The organism is Nocardioides eburneus (assembly GCF_040838215.1).
Lineage (GTDB): Bacteria > Actinomycetota > Actinomycetes > Propionibacteriales > Nocardioidaceae > Nocardioides > Nocardioides eburneus.
The window spans coordinates 84,082-105,642 of sequence record NZ_JBFPJR010000006.1 but is presented as its reverse complement, the minus strand read 5'-3'; the positions used below and the strand labels follow the sequence as shown (position 1 = coordinate 105,642).

General features: G+C 72.6%; 18 protein-coding genes. 12 read left to right on the top strand and 6 right to left on the bottom strand.

Translation table 11 applies throughout. The features are described from left to right. Positions 1 to 28: 28 nt before the first annotated feature. Complete coding sequence (locus AB3X52_RS05100; protein ID WP_367991942.1) at positions 29 to 526, top strand: GAF domain-containing protein; 498 nt, start codon at positions 29 to 31, stop codon at positions 524 to 526. A 28-nt stretch (positions 527 to 554) separates the two neighbouring features. Here the strand turns inward: AB3X52_RS05100 and AB3X52_RS05095 are convergent, their stop codons facing one another. From AB3X52_RS05095 to AB3X52_RS05080, 4 genes are all read right to left on the bottom strand, one after another. Next, complete coding sequence (locus AB3X52_RS05095) at positions 555 to 4,010, bottom strand: ATP-binding protein (RefSeq protein WP_367991940.1); 3,456 nt, start codon at positions 4,008 to 4,010, stop codon at positions 555 to 557. Beyond that, on the bottom strand, positions 4,007 to 4,777 hold the full coding sequence (locus AB3X52_RS05090; RefSeq protein WP_367991938.1) for a DUF4194 domain-containing protein: 771 nt from the start codon (positions 4,775 to 4,777) through the stop codon (positions 4,007 to 4,009). The genes AB3X52_RS05095 and AB3X52_RS05090 overlap by 4 nt, the downstream gene beginning before the upstream one ends. Then, positions 4,774 to 6,279: a DUF3375 domain-containing protein gene (locus AB3X52_RS05085; protein WP_367991936.1), complete on the bottom strand. Its 1,506-nt coding sequence runs from the start codon at positions 6,277 to 6,279 to the stop codon at positions 4,774 to 4,776. The genes AB3X52_RS05090 and AB3X52_RS05085 overlap by 4 nt, the downstream gene beginning before the upstream one ends. A 117-nt stretch (positions 6,280 to 6,396) precedes the next feature. Beyond that, positions 6,397 to 6,801 (bottom strand): ChaB family protein, encoded by a 405-nt coding sequence (locus AB3X52_RS05080; RefSeq protein ID WP_367991934.1) that lies wholly within the window; start codon positions 6,799 to 6,801, stop codon positions 6,397 to 6,399. A gap of 86 nt (positions 6,802 to 6,887) precedes the next feature. On the opposite strand from AB3X52_RS05080, the gene AB3X52_RS05075 reads away from it, so the two are divergent. After that, positions 6,888 to 8,516: a non-homologous end-joining DNA ligase LigD gene (locus AB3X52_RS05075; protein ID WP_367991932.1), complete on the top strand. Its 1,629-nt coding sequence runs from the start codon at positions 6,888 to 6,890 to the stop codon at positions 8,514 to 8,516. Here the strand turns inward: AB3X52_RS05075 and AB3X52_RS05070 are convergent. Continuing rightward, the gene (locus tag AB3X52_RS05070; RefSeq protein ID WP_367991930.1) at positions 8,509 to 9,384 is read right to left on the bottom strand and encodes a GTP-binding protein LepA; all 876 of its coding nucleotides are present in this window, start codon (positions 9,382 to 9,384) and stop codon (positions 8,509 to 8,511) included. The two genes, AB3X52_RS05075 and AB3X52_RS05070, sit on opposite strands and share 8 nt — an antisense overlap. A 22-nt stretch (positions 9,385 to 9,406) precedes the next feature. Between AB3X52_RS05070 and AB3X52_RS05065 the strand changes: the two genes are divergently transcribed. From AB3X52_RS05065 to AB3X52_RS05040, 6 genes are all read left to right on the top strand, one after another. Beyond that, complete coding sequence (locus tag AB3X52_RS05065) at positions 9,407 to 10,798, top strand: TIGR01777 family oxidoreductase (RefSeq protein WP_367991928.1); 1,392 nt, start codon at positions 9,407 to 9,409, stop codon at positions 10,796 to 10,798. A 36-nt stretch (positions 10,799 to 10,834) separates the two neighbouring features. Beyond that, positions 10,835 to 12,385, top strand: a complete 1,551-nt coding sequence (locus AB3X52_RS05060; protein ID WP_367991926.1) for a molybdopterin-dependent oxidoreductase — start codon at positions 10,835 to 10,837, stop codon at positions 12,383 to 12,385. 85 nt (positions 12,386 to 12,470) lie between these two features. Continuing rightward, positions 12,471 to 13,112 (top strand): fasciclin domain-containing protein, encoded by a 642-nt coding sequence (locus AB3X52_RS05055; RefSeq protein ID WP_367991924.1) that lies wholly within the window; start codon positions 12,471 to 12,473, stop codon positions 13,110 to 13,112. A gap of 55 nt (positions 13,113 to 13,167) precedes the next feature. Then, on the top strand, positions 13,168 to 13,776 hold the full coding sequence (gene sigK, locus AB3X52_RS05050; protein ID WP_367991922.1) for an ECF RNA polymerase sigma factor SigK: 609 nt from the start codon (positions 13,168 to 13,170) through the stop codon (positions 13,774 to 13,776). Further along, on the top strand, positions 13,773 to 14,483 hold the full coding sequence (locus tag AB3X52_RS05045; protein WP_367991921.1) for an anti-sigma factor: 711 nt from the start codon (positions 13,773 to 13,775) through the stop codon (positions 14,481 to 14,483). The genes sigK and AB3X52_RS05045 overlap by 4 nt, the downstream gene beginning before the upstream one ends. A 53-nt stretch (positions 14,484 to 14,536) precedes the next feature. Then, on the top strand, positions 14,537 to 15,316 hold the full coding sequence (locus tag AB3X52_RS05040) for an MBL fold metallo-hydrolase (protein ID WP_367991919.1): 780 nt from the start codon (positions 14,537 to 14,539) through the stop codon (positions 15,314 to 15,316). Positions 15,317 to 15,363: 47 nt separating this feature from the next. Here AB3X52_RS05040 and AB3X52_RS05035 read toward each other — a convergent pair whose 3' ends face one another. Continuing rightward, positions 15,364 to 16,965, bottom strand: a complete 1,602-nt coding sequence (locus AB3X52_RS05035; RefSeq protein ID WP_367991917.1) for a DHA2 family efflux MFS transporter permease subunit — start codon at positions 16,963 to 16,965, stop codon at positions 15,364 to 15,366. A gap of 151 nt (positions 16,966 to 17,116) precedes the next feature. Here AB3X52_RS05035 and AB3X52_RS05030 point away from each other — a divergent pair, with 151 nt between their 5' ends. The 4 genes from AB3X52_RS05030 to AB3X52_RS05015 are packed head-to-tail and all read left to right on the top strand — an operon-like array spanning position 17,117 to position 21,546. After that, positions 17,117 to 18,373 (top strand): hypothetical protein, encoded by a 1,257-nt coding sequence (locus AB3X52_RS05030; protein ID WP_367991915.1) that lies wholly within the window; start codon positions 17,117 to 17,119, stop codon positions 18,371 to 18,373. A gap of 19 nt (positions 18,374 to 18,392) precedes the next feature. After that, positions 18,393 to 18,566: a hypothetical protein gene (locus AB3X52_RS05025; protein WP_367991913.1), complete on the top strand. Its 174-nt coding sequence runs from the start codon at positions 18,393 to 18,395 to the stop codon at positions 18,564 to 18,566. 37 nt (positions 18,567 to 18,603) lie between these two features. After that, a complete protein-coding gene (locus tag AB3X52_RS05020) occupies positions 18,604 to 20,070 on the top strand; it encodes a phytoene desaturase family protein (RefSeq protein ID WP_367991911.1) in 1,467 nt (488 codons plus the stop codon). Positions 20,071 to 20,097: 27 nt separating this feature from the next. Beyond that, complete coding sequence (locus tag AB3X52_RS05015) at positions 20,098 to 21,546, top strand: lipase maturation factor family protein (RefSeq protein WP_367991909.1); 1,449 nt, start codon at positions 20,098 to 20,100, stop codon at positions 21,544 to 21,546. Positions 21,547 to 21,561 lie beyond the last annotated feature (15 nt).

The window sequence follows — 21,561 nt, the reverse complement described above, 5'->3', positions numbered from 1 at the left end:
TCTCGGGCCTGCGACCAGGAGGCATGGGATGACCATCGACGCGGCGGACGTGGCGGCGATCGATGCGGCGACCTCGGTCGTGGGCGTCGCCGACGTCGTACGCCACCTCGCGCGCCGCTCCTGCGACGCGGACGGCGCGACGTTCATCCTCCGCGAGGGCGAGCGGTGCTTCTATGCCGACGAGGACTCGATCGCCCCGCTGTGGAAAGGGCAACGCTTCCCGATCGAGACCTGCATCTCGGGCTGGGCGATGATCCACGCGGCGCCCGCTGTCGTGCCCGACATCGAGCAGGACATCCGCATCCCGCTGGAGGCCTACCGGCCGACGTACGTGCGAAGCCTGCTCATGGTGCCGGTCGGTGTGCGGGAGCCGGTCGCCGCGCTCGGCGCCTACTGGGCCCGCCATCACCAGGCCACGCCGGACGAGCTCCGGGCGCTCACCGCCCTCGCCTCCCTCACCGCCGACGCGCTCGCGCGGGTCGGGCTCGACGACGCGCCGTGGGCGCCCAACTTCAGCGGACGCTGAGGACCCGTCAGCCGTCGGCCCTCAGCCGTCAGCCGTCAGCCCGATCAGCATCGCTGATGGCGACGATGCTGGACAGGTGGGTCTCGGTGTTCTTGGTGATCACGAGCAGCCGGTCCATGTGAGGCTCGAGGCCGGTCACCTTGTCGAGCGGCACGCCGATGACGAGCTGGAAGCCCAGCCCCTTCCAGGCGGCGACCGCACGGCCGGCGAACTCCGAGTCCGCCTTCACGAACCCCTCGTCGAGGAAGACCGGCGCGAAGCGCGGCCGCGACCGCAGCTCGTCGCCGAGCCGGAAGCGCAGCGCCGAGCCGACGATGAAGGCGACCAGCTCCTGCGACTCTCCCCCGGACTTCTCCCCCAGGGTGCGGAAGGTCGCGCGGACCTCGCCGGTGAGGTAGTCGTAGCGCTCGGCGCTGACCTCGACATGACGGCGTACGTCGAGCAGCCGGTCGCGCTCGGAGAGACCGGCCTCCACGGCGTCCCGCGGCCGGCGCAGCTGGTTCATGAACCGCGACAGCTGGGCGAAGCGCTGCTCGAGCTGCTCGTCGGTGAGGTCCTTGGGGACACCCGCGGAGAGCGCCCGCAGGTCACGTAGGAAGAGCTGCACATGGGCCGGTGCGAGCTTGCGCAGCCGGATCCGCAGCCGGTCCCGCTCGGCGCCGAACTCGAGCCGACGCAGGATGGCGTTGATCGGCTCGAGCCGGTCCTCGATCTCCTCCACGGAGGACGCCATCGCACCCGCGAGCGGGACGAGGTCCTGGCCGCTCCACTCGGTGAGCCGACGGCGCCACTCCGCCCGGCGCTGTGCCAGGCCGGTGGCCTCGATCTCACCGAGGATGCGAGCGAAGTCGGGATAGGCCTCGGGCGACGCGCTGAGGTTGGGGTCCTCCCAGGTGAAGAGATAGCTGCGGAAGATCGCGGAGAGATCTCGGTCGACCTGCTCGACCTCGTCGCTCAGGTGGCGCGCAGCCTCGGTGAGGCGTGCCTGCAGCCGTGCCGAGTTGGCGTGGAACTGGTCGAGGCTCTCCGGGTCTCCGGGCGCGACCGCGGCGGCGAACTCCTCGTCGATGCGGACGCTCTGCTCCTCGCTGAGCACGACCCGGCCCGCCTCGATGCGCTCCAGCTCGTCGTTGACCTGGTCCTCGTCGTCGACGAGGAGACCGTGCTCGGTGTTGAGCTCCTTCTCCCGCGCGCCGAGCGCGTAGCGCTGCTCCCCCGCCGCCTGCAGCTGCCTCTCCAGGTCGGCGATCTGCGTCTCGAGGGTCGCCAGCCGGTCGTCGGCGGACAGGATCTCGTCGCGCCGCGCCTCCAGCGCCTCGATCCGCGCCGTGCTCGCCGCGACGTCGAGGTCCTCGAAGGCGACCTGTGTGATCGCGTCGTACGCCGCCCGGGTCGCCTCCAGGACGCGCAGCTGCCGGTCGTGGTCGGCGAGCTCGCCGTCGAGGCTGGTCAACGCGGCCTCGAGCTCGGCCAGCTCAGCATCGATCTCCGCGACGGCCTCGGCGTTGCTGAAGCCGATGATGCTGCGCTGGTCGCCGCGACCGTGGGAGCCGCGGGCGCCGTGGCGGGTCTGTCCGGCCGGGGTGACGCGCAGGCCGGACCCGGCGAGCTCTGCGGCGGACTCGACGCACAGCGCGTTGCGGGACGGGGTGGCCACGTGGCGCAGCACCCAACCGGCGTACGGGCTCTCCTTGACGACGAGCTTGCCGGCGATGCGGTCGGGATCGGCCGCGTCCGGCGCCGGCAGGTCGCGCTCGGCGCCCTCGAAGGTGAGCCGGCCGCGCAGCTGGACGGCGTCGATCGCGCGGGAGAACTCCTCGAGCCGGTCGGCGGGGACCAGCATGATCCGTGCGCTCGCCCCGAGCACGGTCTCGACGGCGGTCCGCCACCGCGTCTCCTCGGGCCGGACGTCCATCAGCTCGGCGATGAACGGCAGCTCCTCGACCGGCAGGCCGCTGGCCTCGGCGACCGCCGTGCGGAGCTGGTGCAGCGACTCGGGCACCCGTCCGGGCCGGCGCTCCATCGCCTCCCGTTCGCGACGGAGCTCGGCGGAGCGCTGCGCGAGAGGGTACTTCCGGCCCACGAGCCGGTCACGTGCCGCGTGCAGGCGCTCCTGCTCCTGCGCGGGGTCGGCCAGCCAGTCGGCCGCCCGCTCGCTGAGCCGCTCGAACTCGGCGGCCGAGGACAACGCGGCCTCGAGCCCCGAGTTGGAGAACAGGTCGGCGAGGATCGCGGTCCGCTCGCGCAGGGAGGTACGACGCCCGCGGCGCGCCTCACGGACCTGCTCCTCCGCGTCGAGCTCGGCGGCGAGCACTTCGAGCGCGCCGCCGCCGGCGTCGCGGTGGGCGACCCTGGCGGCCTCGAGGTCACGCTGCAGGCGGCCCTCCTGCTGACGCCCCGCGGCGAGCTCGGCGGCCACAGCGCGCCGCGCCGCACGGTTGCCGTCGGACGCGGCAGCGAGCAGGCGCGCGTGGGTGCGCAGCACCCACAGCCGGATCGGGGTGTCGCCGGGCCGGGTGACCCCGAACGCGTCCAGCTCGGCGGCGCGTGCGCTCGCCCGCAGCTTGCGCTCGTGAAGCTCCGTGATCGGTGCGAGCACCTCGAGCTTCTGCTGCTCGACGCGCATGGCGGTGTAGGCCTGCTCGAGGTCGTCGAAGTGCTCGATGGCGCGGTCGGCGGCGGCGTAGGTCGCCGGTCGCTCGAGCACCATGTCCTTGTAGAGCTCATCGACCGAGCGCACCTGGTTGCCGGCCTGGATGCGCGCGAGCAGGCGCAGTGCCTTCGCGCCATCGCCGTTCGCCCCGATGCCGAGCCGGGCGTAGAGGACGGCCGCGAACTCGGCGTACGTCTGATGGACACGGAGTCCGGGGTAGAGCCGCTTGAGCGCGTTGGCGTGGAAGCGCTCCGGGACCGCGATCTCGAGGTGGGCGAGGTCGATGTCGGCGTCGAGCGTGGCCAGCTGCATCGAGATGTCGCTGGAGCGGCTGGCGCGCCGGCCGACGTAGTAGGTCCGCAGCAGCGTGAAGCGCCGGCCACGGTCGCCGGTGAACGTCATCGCGACGGCGCCCCAGGTGTCGACCCCCTTGCCCCGCAGGAGACGCTCGACGGGACGCCCCGTGCGAGGGTCGTCGACGACGTCGACCGCGCCACGCAGGTAGGAGAGCAGGTTGCGCTGACCGACGCTGCGCGCACGCCCCGCGACCGCGTCGTTGGACGCACCGTTGAACCGGGTGTCGGACGGCATCATCAGCGCCGTGTAGGCGTCGAGGAGCGTCGACTTCCCCACCCCCGACGCGCCCGACATCATCGTCGCGTCGCTGCTGAGGTCGACGCTCACGTGCCCGCCGAAGCCACCCCAGTTGACCAGCTGGAGGACGTCGGCGCGCCACTGCTCCGCCTCGTCGGAGGGCGTCGCCACCGACTCCTCGTCGAAGAGACCGTCGGAGTCCTCGACGCTCTCGTGGAGCTCCTCGGTGATGCTCACGCCTGCTCCTCCGCGTCGTCCTCGCCCTCGAAGAGGGCGGTGTCCACCTCGTCCACCGGGTCGCTCGGCCCCTCGTTGGCCTCACGGAGCGAGGTCAGGAGCTCCTGCAGCAGCTCGAGCGGCAGGAGCGGCTCCACGGCCTCGCTGATCTCGTAGCGCTCGTCGGTCGCGGTCCCGATGAGCAGGCCCGCCTTCACGATCGAGGCGACGGCGTTGCGCGCTCGCTTCTCGTCGCCGGCGACGTCGGTGGCGTGGGCAGGACGGAACCCGGCGACGTAGTCCACGAGGTCCTCGCGGTCGACGAACACGCGGCCCTCGCCCGCCGCGAGCCCCGAGCGGAAGCGGTCGCGCAGGCAGATCAGGACGATCGTCTCCTCCCTGCTCCACGCGGCGTCGTAGAGCAGGGTCGGGAACCGCTGGCCCGCCTCGGCCACCGCCTGGCGCTTCCAGGCGACCTCCCGGACCCGGTCGACGGCGAGGTCGAGGAAGAGGTCGTTGAGCCGGCCGCGGATCACCCGCTCGTTGTCGAGCAGCGTCCGCCAGTCGCGCGGATGGGTCCGGTTGCTGATGAACCGCTGCTTGAGCAGCGTCACGAGGAGACGCCGTTCGGCGTACGCCAGACCGCCCTCGTCGCCCTCGAACAGCGAGACGGAGGTGGTCTGCTCGCGGTCGGACGCCTCGACGTCCTCGACGCGTACGGCGGTCGCCGCCTCGCCGTCGGGCTCCTCGACGAGCTCGTCGGCGAGGTCCTCGTCGGTCACGGTCACGCGCTGGCCTCTCCTGGGTCGGTGGACGGGTCGGTGTGGCCGACGTCGGGCAGCGGCACCCGAGGCACCGCGAAGGCGCGCTCGGAGCCGTCCGGACGGCGGGTGCGGTAGATCTCGACGTCGCGGTCGGCGGCGAGCTGCTCCTGGGCGGCGAGCTGGAGCAGCCCGAGGATCTCGACCGGACGCCGCAGGTCCTCGGGCAGGTCGGCGAAGACCTCGCCCAGCGAAGAGGCCGGCTCAGGCTTCCCGCGGGCGGCCTCCAGTTGCTCGCGCAGGGCCCCGATGCGGGGGCCGCCCTGGACGACGAGGTCACAGAGGGAGACCGGGTCGGCGGACGTCGCGGGACCCGCCGCCAGCGGTTCGGGCAGCCGGTCGTCGGCCGGGTCGTGGAACCGCTCGCGGAGGTGGTCGACGAAGGCTCGCGGCGGCAGCAGCGGCAGCTCGACGACCGCCCGGGGACCGGTGCGCGCCACCCAGGTCATCAGCTCCGACTCGATCGAGCGCAGGGCCTGCTCGAGCTCGCGGTCGCGGACCGCGTCGTGGGCGACGATGTAGTCCTTGAGCGCCGCTGTCACCCGAGAGCGCTGGGTCAGCACGCGGACGAGACCGTCGCGGACGAGCCGAACCGTCCCCCGCAGCTCGGTGCGCTCGCCCTCGCCGAGGATCCGGTCGGCGGCCGGGTGGTCGAGCAGCGCCGTGAGGTCCTCCCGGAGCTGGGAGACGAGCGCGTCGTCGCGGAGCAGCGCGAAGGCCCCCTCGAACGCGCGTCCTTCGGGCGTGGCGGTCATCAGCGCGTCGGCCCGGGCGAGGTAGGCGTCGATGACGTCACCGGGCGGCCGCTCCTCGGCGCGGAAGGCGGCGAGGATCTCACTGCGGATCTCGCCGAACCGCTCCTCCACCCGCGCGAAGTCGCTGGGGAGCGCGCTCACCAGGCTCAGCAGCTCGGTGAAGCCCTCCTCCATGTAGTCGTCGGTGGCCGGTGCCAGCTCCTCGCCGTCGACCAGCCGGTCGCGCTCGAGGGTGAGTCGCGCGATCTCCTCGTTGAGGATCGTCACACGCGCGGCGCGATCGGGATTGGCCTCGGCGTTGAAGCGCCGGACCGTCCCCAGGATCGTCGCGATGCGGTGCTCGCTGAGCGTCGCGCGCTCACGGGAGAGACTCTTGACCAGCTCCAGCGCCTGCTGCGCATGGGAGGTCAGCGAATAGACCTCCTGGCCGCTGTCGTCGAGCGACCGCACCAGCCACTGTCCACGCATCCAGCGGTGGCACAGGTCGCGGCCGGAGCCCGCAGGGACGTCACCCTCGCCCGCGCGCCGGATCTCACCGAGGTAGCCCTCGACCTGCGCATGGAGCCGGGCCGTGGGGATCGGCCGGTTGTCGCGCCCGAACGCCTGCCGGAAGACGGTGATCACGACCGGCGCCTGTCGCTGGTGGAGCAGGGTGAGCGTCGGCTGTGAGAAGGCACGCCGGACGCGCGTGAACTCGCCCGCGGTCTCGCTCACGCACCCGCCCCTCTCCTGCACGTCTCACTCCGGGAGGGGACAGCATCCCAGGCGGCACCGACGGCGTGGAGAGCCGGGTCCTGCCGCGGGGCCCGGCAGGACCCTGCGGCATCACAGCTAGCTGCGGGCCTTGGCGGTCTTCCGGCCGTTCGCCTTCTCGATGGCCTTGACGAGCTCGTCCTTCTTCATGGTGGACCGGCCGGAGATGTCGAGCTTGCGGGCGACGTCCATGAGATGGGACTTCGACGCGTTGGCGTCCACCCCTCCCGCAGTCTTCCCACCGCGGCGAGCGGGGGCGCCGGACTTCGCGGCCTGCTTGTCGGACGGGCCCTTGCGGTCCTTCGGCTCCCAGTGGTCGCCCACCTTCTCGAAGCTGTGCTTGAGTGCGCTGTACGCCGTGCGGTGGGCGCGCTGGCCCTCGCCGTACTCCTCCACCGCGGAGTCGTGGGCCTCGATCCAGGTGCGCTGCGCCTTCTTGTTCGAGCGCTCGAGCGTGGACGGAAGCTCCTGCTTGCCGGGCATCGTGCTCTCCTTCCGTGCGGCTGCAGGTGCGGTACCCCGCGACCGGACCACGGATGCGGCACCGCCTCGCGGGGCACTCTTGTCCTATGGCGGACAGGCTGGCGGCGTACCGACGCAAGAGGGACTTCGCGCGCACTCCGGAGCCGGCCCCGGCACGCACCCGGGGGCAGCGTGGCGGTGAGGCTCGGTTCGTCGTCCAGCGCCACCGCGCCCGCCGGCTCCACTACGACCTGCGCTTCGAGATCGACGGCGTCCTGGTCAGCTGGGCCGTGCCGAAGGGACCGACCCTCGACCCCTCCGCGCGCCGGCTGGCGGTCCACGTCGAGGACCACCCGATCGAGTACCTCCACTTCGAGGGCGTCATCCCGTCGGGCGAGTACGGCGGCGGCGACGTGATCGTCTGGGACACCGGGACCTGGGAGCCGGTGCACACCGACGACCCCGCGGCGGCCGTCGAGGCGGGCGAGCTCCATGCGGAGGTGTACGGCGAGAAGCTGCGCGGCCGGCTCGTGCTCGTGCGGCGAGGCACCGGTGAGGGCGCCGGTGAGGGCGCCGGTGAGGGCGCCGGTGGCGACGGGAAGGACTGGATGCTCCTCCACAAGCACGACGCGTACGCCGTCGACGGCTGGGATCCGGAGGAGCATCCGCGCTCGGTGCTGACCGGCCGCACCAACGAGCAGGTGCGCGCCGACCCGGACCGCGAGTGGCACTCGGAGGCCGACGCCCGCGAGGCCGAGGTGTCGCTGCTGCCCGAGGGGTTCGACGACGAGTCGCTCGACGAGGCCATCGACCGGCTGGGGCACCTCGGCGAGGAGGGCACCTGGACCGTCCACGGGCGCCGGCTCAAGGTCACCCACCTCGACAAGGTGCTCTTCCCTGGCCGGGACGGCGAGCCGCCCATCACCAAGCGTGAGCTGCTCGCCTACGCCGCCCGGATCGCGCCCGTCGCGCTCCCCTACGTCGCAGGCCGTGCGCTCAACCTCCACCGCTTCCCCGACGGTGCCGAGGCGAAGGGCTTCTGGCACAAGCAGCGCCCCGACCATGCCCCGTCCTGGCTCGGCTCCTGGGACAACCCGGACGCCGACCCCGGGGAGACGACCACCTACGTCGTCGCCGACGAGCCGGCGGCCCTGGTGTGGGCGGCGAACTTCGGCGCGCTCGAGTGGCACCCGTGGACTTCACGGACGCGGGCGAGCCAGGAGCCGACGTACGCCCTCATCGACCTCGACCCGGGCGAGAAGACCTCGTGGGCCGACGTGCTCGTGCTCGCTCGGCTGCACCGCGACGCCCTCGACCACCTCGGCGTGCGTGGGCGCCCGAAGGTCACCGGGCGGCGCGGGATCCAGATCGTGGTGCCGGTGAGGGCGGGCTACACATTCACCGAGACCCGTGCGTGGGTGGAGACGCTGTCACGCACGGTCGGCAAGGTGGTGCCGGAGCTGGTGAGCTGGAAGTGGGAGAAGAAGGCGCGCGGCGGGAAGGCACGGCTCGACTACACCCAGAACGCCGTCAACAAGACCCTCGTCGGTCCCTACTCGCCACGGCCGGCACCCGGCGCGCCGGTGGCGGCGCCCCTCGCGTGGGGCGAGCTGGACGACCCCGAGCTGCGTCCCGACCGCTGGACGATCCGCACCGTGCTCGACAGGCTGGTGAGCGTCGGGGACCCGTTCCGCGCGATCCTCGACGACCCGCAGGAGCTGCCCGAGCTCAGCTGACGGCGCGCTCGGTCCGCCGCTGCTCGGCGAGCTCGACCGCGTCACGGAAGGCACGGGCGACGTACGGCGGGACGCGCAGACCGCGACCCTGCGCGCCGAGCAGCTCGCGCTCGACCCGCGTGACCTCGGCCGCCAGTGCGCCGGCCTCGTCAGGGCCGTCGATGCCGAGCTCGAGCATCATCTCGCCGACGTCTGCACGCTGCTCGCGCGTGCCCGCGCCGACCGGCGTGAACGAGACCGCGCGCAGGCGCCTCACCAGCCAGCGCTGCCACCCCGACAGCTCGGACCACAGCCGGCGCGCGGCGAGCTGGTAGTAGGCGTAGTGGCCCGGCTCCTGCCGGCGGATCGGCGTCACCACGGTCTCCGCCACCGCCCGCTCGCCGAGCGCGACGGCGCCGTCGTGAAGGCGGTGGTAGGCCAGGAGCGCCGACCGCTCGGTCGTCATACCGGTGAGGTAGTAGAGCATCCGCACGACGTCCTGGACCGGCGCCAGGTGCGCGAGCAGGCCGACCAGACGGAGCTTGGCGGAGACGCTGGTCAGGTCCGTGGTCGCGGACGGCAGGCCAAGCCGGCGCTGGAGCTCGTCGAGGATGAGGCCGTGTTGCTTCTCCTGCGGCCCCCACACCTCGGTGTAGAACCGGCGGTCCAGCGCCGGCGGGTCGGGCAGCAGCGTGGTCAGCTCCAGCACGTTGCGCTCGACCTCCAGCTCGGCGCGCGCCATGTAGTCGAGCACGCCACCGAACCGCGCGGCGAGCACCGCGGGGCGGCGTACCGTGAAGTCCACCGCCGCCAGCGGGAGGGGCGGATGCTCCGCCCCGAGGCGGTCCACATGGTCGGCGAGTCGCGCGAGCGTCGGGATCGTCGTCATGCACCGTGTTCGGTGCCGGCCGATGAACGGATGGGTCCGCCCGCCTGCCGACGTGATCATCGCGGAGGATCAGATGACCTTCATCCACAGCAGCGTGCTGCGGGCCTCCCCCGAGGAGGTCTTCGACTGGCACGCCCGGCCGGGCGCCATCGCGCGGCTCACCCCGCCCTGGCAGCCCGTGCGGATCCTGCAGGAGGCCTCCTCCCTCGCCGAGGGCCGCGCCGTGCTCGGTCTGCCGGGCGGGCTGCGCTGGGTGGCCGACCACGTCCCGGAGGGGTACGCGCCGCCGTACGCCTTCGAGGACCGGCTGACCTCGGCGCCGCTCGCCCCGATGCTGCGCTGGCAGCACCGGCACGAGCTGGGTGCTGAGGTCACCCCGGACGGCGTCGCCACCCGACTGACCGACGTCGTCACGACCCGGCTGCCGGACGGCCTGGAGCGCCGGTTGCTGGGCCCGATGTTCGCCTACCGCCACCGGCAGCTCGCCGACGACCTGACGGCGTTGCGGACCTACCGTCACGATCCGCTGACCGTGGCGGTCACCGGCGCCTCCGGCACGGTCGGGCAGTCGCTCGTGCCGCTCCTCACCACGGCCGGGCACCGCGTCGTCCGCCTGGTCCGCCGCACCACCCGGACACCCGACGAGCGGACGTGGTCACCCGACGCACCCGCCCCCGACCTCCTCGACGGTGTCGACGCCGTGGTCCACCTGGCCGGCGCGAGCATCGCGGGACGCTTCGACGACGGCCACCGCCGCGCGGTGCGCGACTCCCGGGTCGGTCCGACGCGCCGGCTCGCCGAGGTGGCGGCGCGATCCGGGATCAGGGCGTTCGTCTCGGCGTCGGCGGTCGGGTTCTACGGGCCCGACCGCGGCGACGAGGTCCTGACCGAGGCGAGCGAGCGCGGTGCGGGCTTCCTCGCCGATGTCGTCGCCGACTGGGAGGCCGCCACGCGTCCGGCCGAGTCCGCCGGCGTCCGGGTCGTGCGGATCCGCACCGGCATCGTGCAGACCCCGCGCGGTGGCGCCCTGAGACCGCAGGTGCCGCTCTATGCGGTCGGCCTCGGCGGGCGGCTGGGGTCGGGTGAGCAGTGGCAGGCGTGGATCGGCATCCACGACCTCGCCGACATCTACCTGCGGGCGGTCGTCGACCCCGCGCTGTCCGGGCCGGTGAACGCGGTCGCGCCGGAGCCGGTCCGGCAGCAGGAGTACGCCGCCGTGCTGGGTCGCGTCCTGCACCGACCGGCACTCCTGCCGATGCCGCCGTTCGGGCCGCGGCTCCTCCTCGGGGAGGAGGGCAGCCGCGAGGTCGCCCTGGCCGGGCAGCGGGTGCTGCCGACCGTGCTGACCGATGCCGGGCACGACTTCCGGCATCCTCGCCTGGAGCCAGTCCTGAGACACGTGCTGGGCCGCTGACCGAACCACGCGTCCGTCGGCTCCGAATGCCTTCGCATGAGGATCCGTCCGCCCGCCACCCGTCCGCCCGCCATCCGTCCGCTCACAAGCCGCCTGGCCAGCGCCGCTCTCGGACCGGTCACCGCCGGCTTCGGCCTCGCGGTCGGCCATCTCGTGGCCGCGGCGACGACGCCCGCGACGTCGCCGCTCCTCGTCGTCGGCGCGACCGTCATCGACCGGACGCCGACCTCGCTGAAGGAGTGGGCGATCGCCCACCTCGGCAGTCACGACAAGACGGTGCTCGTCGGCTCGGTGCTGCTCGTCGTCCTGGCGGTCTCCACCCTCGTCGGCCCACTCGCCCGACGACGTCCGATCGCCGGCGTACTCCTCCTCGCCGCGCTCGCCCTCGTCGCCGGAGGGTGCGCGCTGCGGCGCCCCGGCGCGACGTACGCCGACCTGCTGCCCAGCCTCGTCGCCGGCGTCGCCGCGGTCGCGAGCCTCCTCGCGATCCGGGCGCTCGTCCGTCGGGCGCGTCCTGGCGGGACGGACCCCTCACGCCGCGTCGCCCTGCTCACCCTCGGGACGACCGCCGTCGGCGCCGCCGCGGTGGGCCTGACGGGGCGGTGGCTCGCGGGCTACCGCAGCCGTGACGAGACGTTCGCGCTCCCCCGCCCCACTGACCCGGCCGGCGCCTTCCCGGCCGGGCTCGACCGCACCGTTCCCGGCATCACCCCGCTGCGGACCAGGGCCGCCGATCTCTATCGGGTCGACACCCGGCTCGACGTGCCCGTCGTCAGCGCCGCTGACTGGAGCCTCACCGTGGACGGCCAGGTGGACCATCCGTTCACCCTCTCCCTCGATGAGCTGCTCGCGATGCCCCTCATCGAGCGCGACATCACCTTGACCTGCGTCTCCAACAGCGTCGGCGGCCCGTACGTCGGCGCCGGGCGATGGCTCGGCGTCCGCCTCACCGACCTGCTCCACCGCGCCGGCGTGCAGGAGGGGGCCGACCAGATCCTCAGCAGCGACGTCGACGGCATGACGATCAGCACGCCGCTCCGGCTCGCGAGCGACGGGCGGGACAGCATGGTGGCGGTCGGGTTCAACGGTGCCCCGCTCCCCCGCGCCCACGGCTTCCCCGCCCGGCTCCTCGTCCCCGGCCTCTACGGCTTCATCGGAGCCACCAAGTGGCTGCGCCGGATGACGTTGACGACGTATGCCGCCCAGGACGCCTATTGGACGAAGCGCGGCTGGGCGACGAACGCCCCGATCAGGATCTCGAGCCGCATCGACACCCCGCGTCCCCTCGCCACGGTGGACGCGGGCGAGACCGTCGTGGGCGGCGTCGCCTGGGCGCAGGAGAGCGGCGGGGTGACGCGGGTCGAGGTCAGCGTGGACGGCGGGCGCTGGCAGGCGGCGCGCCTGGGCCCGTCGGTCGGCGACGACTACTGGCGGCAGTGGTTCTGGCGGTGGCCGGCGCGCCCGGGTGTCCACACGCTCGCCTGCCGGGTCGTCGACGGCGCGGGCCAGGTGCAGACCGCCGTCCGCGCCACTCCGTTCCCCTCCGGCGCCAGCGGGATCCACACGATCCAGGTGAGCGTGCGCTGAGCCTCGCGGATCGCACCCCACCAATCCGGATCGGCGACCGCGCCGAATGCCTCATGACAGACCGACACCGATGGAAGGCAGCACGATGAACTCCAGCACCCTCCGGCGCACCGGCGGCGCAGCAGCCGCCGCCGTCACCCTCGGGCTCGCGCTCACCGCCTGCGGCGGGAACGACGACTCCGGCACGACCGGCTCGGCGCCGTCCGCACCGATGTCCTCCTCCATGTCCTCCGGCGGCACGTCCGAGGCCGGCGCCGCGACCTTCGGCCCCGGCTGCTCCTCGATCCCCACCTCGGGCTCCGGCTCGTTCGACGGCATGGTCAAGGACCCGGTCGCGACGGCGGCGAGCAACAACCCGCTGCTGAGCACCCTCGTCTCGGCCGTCACCAAGGCGGGCCTCGTGGACACCCTCAACGGCGCCGACGGGCTCACCGTCTTCGCCCCGACGAACGACGCGTTCAAGAAGCTGCCGAAGGCGGACCTCGACAAGGTCATGGCGAACAAGAAGCTGCTGACCGAGATCCTGACCCACCACGTGATCAGCGGGCAGCTCGACCCGTCCTCGATCGACGGCACCCACACGACGCTCGACAAGGACCAGGTCACGGTCTCCGGCGACACCGGAGGCATGACCGTCGACGGCGCGAAGGTGCTATGCGGCAACCTCCCCACCGCCAACGCGACCGTCTACGTCGTCGACTCCGTCCTCATGCCGAAGGGCATGTGAGGTCACCTGCCGTCGTGAGCGCACGATCGACCCACGCCGTGATGAGGACCCTCCGGTGACCCGCGACGAGCCCGCGCCCGTCGGCGTCCCCCACGCGGGAACGCCGACGGGCGCTCCGGACCTCGCCGGGCTGTTGGTGCGCGCGGCCCGCGGGGACGAGTCCGCCTTCGCGCAGCTCTACGACGCCACGGCCGCACGCGCCTACGGCCTGGCTCTCCGCGTGGTGCGGAACCCGGCCCAGGCCGAGGAGATCACCCAGGAGTCGTACCTCGACATCTGGCGTCAGGCGTCGCGCTACGACGCCGGACGCGGCAGCGCCCTGTCGTGGATGCTGACGATCGTCCACCGCCGGGCGGTCGACCGGGTCCGCGCCGCTGAGGCGGAGACCCGCCGGGAGACGGCGTATGAGGAGAGGAACCGGCCGGTGAGCCACGACACGACCGCCGAGGCGGCACACGCGTCGCTGGACGCCCACCGCGTCAGGACCGCACTGGCAGGCCTGACGCCGATCCAGCGGGAAGCGGTGGAGCTCGCCTACCTCGGGGGCTACACGCACACCGAGGTGGCGAGCATGCTGGACCTGCCGGTCGGCACGGCGAAGACCCGGATCAGGGACGGACTCATCCGTCTGCGCGACGTCATGGACGTAGGAGGGGCCCGATGAGCAGTGACATCCACGCGTTGTCCGGCGCCTACGCCGTCGATGCCCTCGACCCCGCGGAGCGTGCCGAGTTCGAGAGGCACCTCGCCACCTGCGACGCGTGTCGCGCGGAGGTGGACAGCCTGCGCGAGGCCTCCGGCATGATTGCAGAGACCGTGGCGGTCCCGCCCCCGCCCGCCCTCCGCGACCGGGTCCTGGCCGACATCGCCACGATGCGGCCGCTCGCTCCCGTGACCGCCCGGAGGCGGCGTACGACGCGACGTCGACTGCCCGCCCTGCTGGCGGCCGCCGCGGCCGTCGTGCTGGTCGCGGTCGGTGGCCTCGTGTGGCATCCCTGGAGCCATCCGGGGAGCGGCCAGGAGCAGGTCACCCTGGCTGACCGCATCGTCCACGCGCCCGACGCCCAGCGCGTGCGCACCCGACTGAAGGACGGCACCGTCGTCACGGCGTACCGCTCGGCTGCGCTCGACCGGGCCGCCATCACCGCTCACGGCATGGCTCCGCCGCCGCGCGGGCGGGTCTACGAGCTCTGGCTGCAGGACGCTGCGGGCGCCATGCGGCCGGCCGGGCTGATGTCGTCGGCGCCGACCTCGGCCGTCGTCCTCGACGGCGCAGCGGCCCACGCCCGAGGCGTCGGCATCACTGTGGAGCCGCCGGGCGGGTCCCCGACGCCCACGACCGCCCCGATCGCGCTGCTCGCCTTCTCGTGACCCTCGGGTGTCGCCCCACGCGTGGGGCGACGCCCGAGGGGGAACCGGGCCGCATGGAGCACACGCTCGAGTTCATCGGTACGGCGACGACCCTGCTGCGACTGGGGCCGTTCACGCTCCTCACCGACCCGAACTTCCTCCATCGCGGCCAGCGCGCCTACCTCGGCAAGGGGCTCTTCTCGAAGCGGCTCACGGAGCCGTCCCGGCAGCCGGCGGACCTGCCTGCTCTGGATGCCGTGCTGCTCTCGCACCTGCACGGCGACCACTTCGACCGCATCGCTCGCGCCGAGCTCGCCCGTGACGTCCCGCTCCTCACCACGCCGGCGGCCGAGCGCAAGCTGCGCCGGTGGGGCTTCTCCGCGCACGGCATGGCGACCTGGGACGAGGAGCTCCTGGTCGCGGGCGACTCCCGACTGAAGGTGACGTCGGTGCCGGGCCAGCATGCCCCCGGCATGGCCCGTCATGTCCTCCCACCGGTGATGGGCGAGGTGCTCGAGGTCGATGACGGCGGCCGACCGTTCCGGGTCTACGTCACCGGCGACACCCTCCACCGGCCGTGGCTGCGTCACGTGACCGACCGGCTCGGACCGCTCGACGCCATGGTGGTCCACCTCGGCGGCACCCGGGCGCTCGGGCTCCTGGTGACGATGGACGGAGAACAGGGCGCCGATCTCGTCGACCTGCTCGCCCCCGCCGTCACCGTCCCCGTGCACTACGACGACTACACCGTCTTCCGCTCCCCGCTGGCCGACTTCCTGGCCGAAGCGCAGCAGCGTCGGCTGCCGACCCGGCTGCGCACCGTCGGGCGCGGTGAGACCGTCTCGCTCACCTGAGCGCCATCCCGCGGCGGCGCGACCCGCGCGCCCACCGTCCCGGTCGGTCAGTCGACGACCGCGGGCGGCGCGCCCTGGTCGTCCAGGAGATGAGCCTCCTCGTGCTTGCGCGGCAGCATCAGCGCTGGCACCACGGTGAGCGCGACCAGCACCCAGGCCACCCAGTAGGTGTGGGAGAAGGCTGACGCAGCATCGACCAGCCCATGGGCGATGGTGGCGTGCTCGAGGTGGAGGGAGGCGAGGTTCTCCGGGCGGGTGTTGGACAGGATCGCCGCCTGCGTCTCGCGGAGCCCTCCGCCCAACCCCGGGACGCCCTGGGTGCCTGGGATGATCGGCGAGTCGTTGAGGCGGTTGGTGAGGATCACCGACATCGTCGCCACCCCGCACGACGACGCGATCTGCTGGGTGATGTTGAGCAGGGTCGAGCCGCGCGCGACCTGCGCGGCGGCCAGCGTCTTCAGCGCCGAGGTGAACAGCGGCATCATCGTGGCGCCCATGCCGAGACCCATCACGACCAGCATCGCGATGAGCAGGAGGTACGGCGTGGTCGCACTGATCTGGGTCAGCCCGAACATGCCCACGATGATCAGCGCGATGCCGACCGGCACGATCCGGCCGACGGGCATCTTGTCGACCAGCCGCCCGGCGATCGGCATCGTCACCATCGCGCCCAGGCCCTGGGGCGCCACCAGGAGACCGGCATGCAGTGTGGACTCGCCGCGGATCTGCTGGTAGTACGTCGGCACCAGCAGCAGCCCACCGAAGAACGCGGCGGCGAAGAGGAACATCGTCACGATCGAGACGGTGAGGTTGCGGTTGCGGAACAGCCGGAGGTCGAGCAGGGGATGCTTCGGCCGGAACGAGTGCCACACGAAGGCGACCATGAGCAGGAGCCCGACGAGCATCGAGACCCAGACCCGGGGCGCGCCGAAGTCGCCGTTCTCGGCGGGGAGCGACGAGACGCCGAAGAGGAAGAGCGCGAGGCCGGGCGACATGAGCGCGACACCGAGGAAGTCGAAGGACTCCGAGGGCTCCGGGCTGTCCTTGGCCAGGACGGACCACGCGTAGGCCAGAGCGGCGGCGCCGAGCGGCACGTTGATGAGGAAGATCCAGTGCCAGCTCGCGACCTGGATCAGCCAGCCGCCGAGGATCGGCCCCAGGATCGGGCCCAGGAGCATCGGCACCCCGAGAATGGCCATCAGGCGCCCCATCCGGTGCGGCCCCGCGGCGCGGGTCAGGATGGTCATGCCGAGCGGCATGAGCATCCCACCACCCAGCCCCTGGAGGATGCGGAAGCCGATGAGCGCGTTGATCCCCGAGGCCGTGGCGCACAGGGCGGATCCCGCGGTGAACAGGAAGATCGCGGTCATGTAGAGCCGCTTGGTGCCGAACCGGTCGGCCGCCCACCCGGTCAGCGGGATCACGGTCGCGAGCGCGAGGGTGTAGGCCGTGACCGTCCACGCGACGTGGGAGTAGGCGACCGGGCTGTCGGGCGTGCCGAACTCGTCCTGGAAGGTCGGCAGGGCCACGTTGACGACGGTGATGTCGAGGATCGACATGATGGCCCCGAGCACCACGACGCCGGCGACCTTCAGGACGGCGGCGTCGATGTGGTCGGGATAGTCGGACTCGGTGACTGATTCGCTCACGGTCGAACCCCCTGCGACGGATTGCGTCCACTCGAGACTACGCGGACGGTCCGTCGGCGCGAGCATCTTTTTCCGCGGTCGGGTACCGGACCCACGACCCGCGGGCGAGCCCGAGAACGGGTCTGCGGACGAGCGGGAGGAGCTGAGGCCGGTGTCCCGGTCAGACCCACGCGACACCAGACCGACCCTGCGGCAGCGCTACCGGTCGGCGTACGCCTCCCTCCCGCCCGGACTGCAGCTCGTCGGCCTGCAGGTGTGGATGCCCATCTTCTTCGTCAGTCTCTTCTGTCTCTGCTACATCAACGCGTTCCACGCTCCGGCCGTGAGGGACGCACCGGTGGCGGTGGTCTCGGCCGCCACGCTGCCGGGACTCGAGAACGCCACAGGCGGGATGTTCGACTACGACCAGGTCGCAACCCGGACGGAGGCGGAGGACCTGGTCCGCAGCGGTGCTGACATCGCGGCCCTCGACCTCACCACGCCCGGCAACCCGACGCTCGTGATCGCCAGCGCCCACTCCTACCAGGCGGCCAACGTCGCCAAGCAGACGCTCACCCCGGTCTTCGCCGCCCAACGGCAGACGCTCGACGTCCGCGACCTCGCCCCGCTCCCGTCCCACGACCTGTTCGGCATGACGACGATGTATCTCTCGCTCGCCTGGTGCATCGGCGGCTACATGCTGGCACTCTTCCTCGGCCTGATGGGCGCCCCGCTGCGACACCGGGTGCGGGTCGGCGTGATCCTCGCCGGCGGCGTGCTGCTGTCGTTGCTCGCCATCGTCCTGGCGGGCCCGGTCATCGGCGCGGTCCAGGGCCACTTCCTGCCGCTGTGGGGCATCGGCTGCTGCTGGATGACCGCGATCGGCCTGGCCACCAACGGGCTGAGCTACTTCTTCGGCCGGTTCGTGGCGATGCCCGCGATGGCGCTCTTCGTCTTCCTCTCCATCCCCTCCTCGGGGGCCGCCTACCCCGCCTTCATGCTCCCGACGTTCTTCGGGTGGCTGCATCCCTACGTGGTGGGCTTCGGCATCACCGAGATGATCAAGCACACCGTGTACGGCGTCGGCGAGCCGTACACGAAGGGCTTCCTGCTCCTCGGCTGCTACGCCGTCGCCGGGGTCCTGCTCATGCTCGTGGGCAAGCAGTGGCGGGAGCGCCGCGAGATCCGGCGCATCCTGGCCGGCCGCACCACGATGTTCGCCGACGCCCAGGCGGCGTCGCGCGAGCACGCGATCGCCGACCGGGAGAAGATCCTCGCCAAGTACGGCGACGACGCCCACGACCCGCACGCGATGGCGGTCGCCGCCGAGGCGCAGAGCCGGGCCAACGAGGACGCGTTCGTCGCGAACGCCCGCCCGCTGGACGGGCTGGAGGACATCGACGACGAGGAGCCGAGCCGCCGTACCTGACCGAGCCCCGGAGGTGACCATGGACGCGTTCCGCCTGATTATGACGGTCGTCGTACTCGCGGCGATCGTGGTGCTGATCCTGCTCTTCGAGCGCCGACGCGCGAAGCAGATCGAGCGCGACCTCAAGGACCAGGTCGGCGACCCTCCCGATCGCGAGGGACGTCGATCGCCCAGACGTCCTCCGCCTCGGTGACGGCTCCCGGCATCCGCGAGGCCCCTAGGCTGGGCTCATGGCCCAGCTGGACGTCATCGTCGTGGGCGCCGGCCCCAACGGTCTGACCGCCGCCGCCGTGATGGCCCGTGCGGGGCTCTCGGTGCGGGTCTACGAGGCCGCCGACAGCGTCGGCGGCGGGGCGCGCACCCGCGAGCTCACCGAGCCGGGCTTCCGGCACGACCCGTGCTCGGCGGTGCACCCGCTCGCCATCGGGTCGCCCGTCCTCCAGCGGCTCGACCTGGAGCGTCACGGCCTGCAGTGGCTCCAGCCCGAGATCGCGATGGCCCACCCCTTCCCCGACGGTACGGCGGGCGTGCTGGCCCGGTCCGTGCAGGAGACCGCCGCCTCGCTCGGCCCGGACGCGCGCGCCTACGAGCGGCTGATGGGACCGTTCGAGGGCCGGTGGGGCGACCTGGCGGGCGACCTGCTCCGACCGCCGTGGGCGGCCTGGCCCGAACACCCGCTCCAGTTGGCCCGGTTCGGGTTGCGGGCCGCCGTACCCGCCGCTCTCCTCGACCGGGTCTTCCACGCCGAGAAGGCCCCGGCCCTGCTCGCCGGGATGACCGCCCACTCCATGGCGCCGCTCACCGCCCCGACCGGCACCGCGATCGCGCTGGTCTTCGCGATGGCCGCGCACTCGTCGGGGTGGCCGGTGCCGCGCGGCGGCTCCCAAGCGATCGTCGACGCACTCGCCGCCGATCTCGTCGAGCACGGTGGTGAGATCGTCCTGGATCACCCCGTGCCCAGGCTCGGCGAGCTTCCCGCTGCGCGTGCCTACCTCCTCGATGTCTCCCCCACCGCTCTGGCGCGGATCGCCGGATCCCGGCTGCCCGACCGTTTCCGCTACCGGCTCGCGCGGTACCGCTACGGTCCCGGCGTCTACAAGATCGACTATGCGCTGGACGAGCCGGTGCCGTGGACGGCTCGGGAGTGCCGAAGGGCGGGGACCGTGCATCTCGCACCCGGGTTCGCCGAGATCACGTCGGCCCTGTCGGCGGTCCAGGCCGGCCGGACGCCGGACCCGCCGTTCCTCATCACGGCCCAGCCGAGTGTCGTCGACCCGACCCGCGCACCCGCGGGCGCCCACACCTTCTGGGTCTACGCCCACGTGCCGAACGGTTACAGCGGCGACCTCACCGAGGCCGTCGAGCGCCAGGTCGAGCGGTTCGCGCCCGGCTTCCGCGACATCGTGCGGGCCCGTCACGTGAGCCGGCCGGCCGACCTCGAGGCCGACAACGCCAACTATGTGGGCGGCGACATCGCCTGCGGCAGCGCCGCCGGGCTCGGGCTGGTCGCGCGGCCGGGCCTGCGGTGGACGCCGTACGCCACCCCCGACCCGGCCGTCTACCTCTGCTCCGCGGCGACGCCGCCCGGGCCAGGGGTGCACGGGATGTGCGGTTATCACGCCGCCCGGATCGCGCTCGCACGGCGGTTCGGTGTCCGGCTGCCGATCGACCCGGCGCGGGACCACGCCCTGGCCTAGACCCCGACCGCAATCCTGGGAGGAGCGATGGACTGGTTCGCCGCCGACCACAGCTGGATCGCCCGGATGCTGTTCCAGCGCTCCCTGGCCGCGGTCTACGTCGTCGCGTTCGTCGTCGCCGCCAACCAGTACCGCGCGCTGCTGGGCGACCACGGCCTGACGCCCGTACGCCGCTACCTGGGCGCGGTTTCGTTCCGCCGCTCCCCCAGCCTCTTCCACCTCCACCACTCCGACCGGACGTTCCTCGCCGTCGCGTGGATCGGCGCCGCGCTCTCGGCGGCGACCGTCGCGGGGCTCACCGACGCCGTCCCCCTGCCGGCCGCGATGGCCGTCTGGGTCGTCCTGTGGCTGCTCTACCTCTCGATCGTCAACGTCGGCCAGACGTGGTACTCGTTCGGCTGGGAGTCACTCCTCCTCGAGACCGGCTTCCTCGCGGTCTTCCTCGGCAACGACCGCACCGACCCGCCGCTGCTCACGCTCCTCCTGCTCCGCTGGCTGCTCTTCCGGCTGGAGTTCGGCGCCGGGCTGATCAAGATGCGCGGCGATGCATGCTGGCGCGACCTGACCTGTCTCTACTACCACCACGAGACTCAGCCGATGCCCGGCCCGCTCAGCTGGTACTTCCACCGTCTCCCCCAGCCCCTGCACCGCGTCGAGGTCCTCGCCAACCACGTCACACAGCTGGTCGTCCCCATCGGGCTCTTCCTCCCCCAGCCCGTCGCAGGCATCGCCGCCGCGGTCATGATCGTGACCCAGCTCTGGCTCGTCACCAGCGGCAACTTCGCCTGGCTCAACTGGCTCACCATCGTGCTCGGGCTCTCCGTGCTGCCGGACGCCTGGCTGGCGCCGGTCCTGCCCGGTTCAGCGCACCACGCCGCCGTCGGCACGTCGGTCGCCTTCGAGGTGGTCGTCTGCGCGCTCGCCGCGGCCGTCGTCGTGCTGAGCTACTGGCCGGCGGCCAACCTGCTCTCCCGTCACCAGCGGATGAACACCTCCTTCAACCGTTGGCACCTGGTCAACTCCTACGGCGCCTTCGGCAGCATCACCAAGACCCGCTACGAGATCGTCGTCGAGGGCACGGCCGACGACCGGCCCGGTCCGGACGCGGCCTGGCAGGAGTACGAGTTCAGGGGCAAGCCGGGTGATCCGAGCCGTCGGCCACGGCAGTTCGCGCCGTACCACCTGCGGCTGGACTGGCTGATGTGGTTCGCCGCCCTCTCGCCGGCGTACGCCGAACCGTGGTTCCGGGTCTTCGCGCGGCGCCTCCTCGAGGGCGACCGCCACGTGTCGCGCCTGTTGCGCGACGACCCGTTCCGGGGTGCGCCACCGCGCTACGTGCGCGCCCTGCTCTACCGCTACCGCTTCACCACCCGACGCGAGCGCGCCGAGACCGGCGACTGGTGGGCGCGCGACCGGGTCGGGGAGTTCCTGCCCCCGATGACGCTGCGCGGAACGCGGACGGCCGGGAGCCGCTAGCGCGCCGCGCCCCGA

Excerpts from the sequence above, each read along its gene's own strand:
- AB3X52_RS05045 (WP_367991921.1), top strand. The coding sequence starts at position 13,773 with ATGAGCAGTGACATCCACGCGTTGTCCGGCGCCTACGCCGTCGATGCC.
- AB3X52_RS05040 (WP_367991919.1), top strand. The coding sequence starts at position 14,537 with ATGGAGCACACGCTCGAGTTCATCGGTACGGCGACGACCCTGCTGCGA.
- AB3X52_RS05100 (WP_367991942.1), top strand. The coding sequence starts at position 29 with ATGACCATCGACGCGGCGGACGTGGCGGCGATCGATGCGGCGACCTCG.
- AB3X52_RS05080 (WP_367991934.1), bottom strand. The coding sequence starts at position 6,801 with ATGCCCGGCAAGCAGGAGCTTCCGTCCACGCTCGAGCGCTCGAACAAG.
- AB3X52_RS05075 (WP_367991932.1), top strand. The coding sequence starts at position 6,888 with ATGGCGGACAGGCTGGCGGCGTACCGACGCAAGAGGGACTTCGCGCGC.
- AB3X52_RS05020 (WP_367991911.1), top strand. The coding sequence starts at position 18,604 with ATGGCCCAGCTGGACGTCATCGTCGTGGGCGCCGGCCCCAACGGTCTG.
- AB3X52_RS05025 (WP_367991913.1), top strand. The coding sequence starts at position 18,393 with ATGGACGCGTTCCGCCTGATTATGACGGTCGTCGTACTCGCGGCGATC.
- AB3X52_RS05070 (WP_367991930.1), bottom strand. The coding sequence starts at position 9,384 with ATGACGACGATCCCGACGCTCGCGCGACTCGCCGACCATGTGGACCGC.
- AB3X52_RS05055 (WP_367991924.1), top strand. The coding sequence starts at position 12,471 with ATGAACTCCAGCACCCTCCGGCGCACCGGCGGCGCAGCAGCCGCCGCC.
- AB3X52_RS05065 (WP_367991928.1), top strand. The coding sequence starts at position 9,407 with ATGAACGGATGGGTCCGCCCGCCTGCCGACGTGATCATCGCGGAGGAT.
- AB3X52_RS05060 (WP_367991926.1), top strand. The coding sequence starts at position 10,835 with ATGAGGATCCGTCCGCCCGCCACCCGTCCGCCCGCCATCCGTCCGCTC.
- AB3X52_RS05015 (WP_367991909.1), top strand. The coding sequence starts at position 20,098 with ATGGACTGGTTCGCCGCCGACCACAGCTGGATCGCCCGGATGCTGTTC.